The 1253-nt window shown below is 36.6% G+C and carries 2 protein-coding genes; both read right to left on the reverse strand.

Annotation, left to right across the window (positions count from 1 at the left end):
• On the reverse strand, positions 1 to 133 hold a 133-nt coding region (locus ACFILA_RS09515), incomplete at its 3' end, for a TrwH protein (RefSeq protein ID WP_375661124.1).
• A gap of 240 nt (positions 134 to 373) precedes the next feature.
• Positions 374 to 1219, reverse strand: a complete 846-nt coding sequence (locus ACFILA_RS09520; protein ID WP_375661123.1) for a type IV secretion system protein — start codon at positions 1217 to 1219, stop codon at positions 374 to 376.
• Between the last annotated feature and the right edge of the window lie 34 nt (positions 1220 to 1253).

Consider the following 1253-nt stretch of genomic DNA (forward strand, 5'->3'; position numbering starts at 1 on the left):
CTCGCTTGATTTCGGCAGGGATTGTTTTATTAATAGGCACCCGGTTCCTATCATTTGGCTGTTTTAGCTTTGGTGCTAATACACAAGCCGATAAAAGGTTTGCAATCAAAATTACAAGAATGATCGACTTCATTTTAATATGACTCTTTTTTATTGTTATATACATCCTGATATTTGTTGTCATTATTATTATTTTGAACATAAAGTAAAGTACGTTGTGTGTAATTATTTTACTTTTTTTATTCCATTTTAATTTATAAAAATAGCTCAATTTCAGTGCGAATATTTTTTACTTTAGGATTGGATATTCTTGTTATTTTGTCATATGGGCATTAAGGGCGTCTGTTACGGGAACCATTGCTTTCTATCTCATCTAGTTTCTATGTCTCCATAGATGTCCGAATGTAATGCCTTTTGCGAGAGAATTGGCAATGCTTGATAGTTTGAGTAACAGCATGATGGATATAATGGACAAGATGAGAGCTCCCCCAAACATGAAGCTTATATTCTGGTTGTAATCGAGTTTCATGTCGCTCAAATAGTTTGCAAAGATATTCATCATCAGATTAAATACAGTGGCTAAGAGTAGAAAGAGGATTATATAATTCACGACTTGGATTATCCATTGCTCGAAAAGACGATGAGTTGGTTGCCAGAGCAAAGCAACGATGAAGAGAGGTCCCCATCCGACGAGAAGTGTAATAGCGAGTTTTGTCAGTAGCACGAGACCACCGCCGATTGCTACTACGAAGCTTGTTGCCAGCAAGATGATGATGCCTAAGAGACTGTAAAGCAGCCCATTGGCTTCGAAGAAGACGGTTTCTTGGAAAAGACGGCCTGCATATTGGAATCCTTTGGTTGCTGCTGTATCAAGTAAATTCATTAATTGTGTATCATTGAGTGGATTTGTTATGAGTGCTTTTGATAACTCATAGGGCATTTGTGTTATTAAATCCGCAATTTCACTCTGATAAAGTCCTGTGGTAAGGGCTATTGAAGTAATAATACTTATTCGTAGGAAACGATTTACAAATCCGGAGAGAGGCATATCTATAGCGCCCCGGATGATGAGCCAACCATAGATGATGAAAGCGATTGTGAGACTGATTGATACAAAGGGTGTAATTGTAGCTATTGTTTTTGAGGAAATGTCCGTGACATACGTTTTTGTTATCTGATCAACTTTATTGAAAAGTTGCGCGAAAACTGTAAATTTCATGAAATTCCTCTTTAACGAATTTTCAATTTTTTAT

Source organism: Bartonella sp. CL71SXKL, assembly GCF_042194935.1.
GTDB lineage: Bacteria > Pseudomonadota > Alphaproteobacteria > Rhizobiales > Rhizobiaceae > Bartonella.

Excerpts from the sequence above, each read along its gene's own strand:
- ACFILA_RS09520 (WP_375661123.1), bottom strand. The coding sequence starts at position 1,219 with ATGAAATTTACAGTTTTCGCGCAACTTTTCAATAAAGTTGATCAGATA.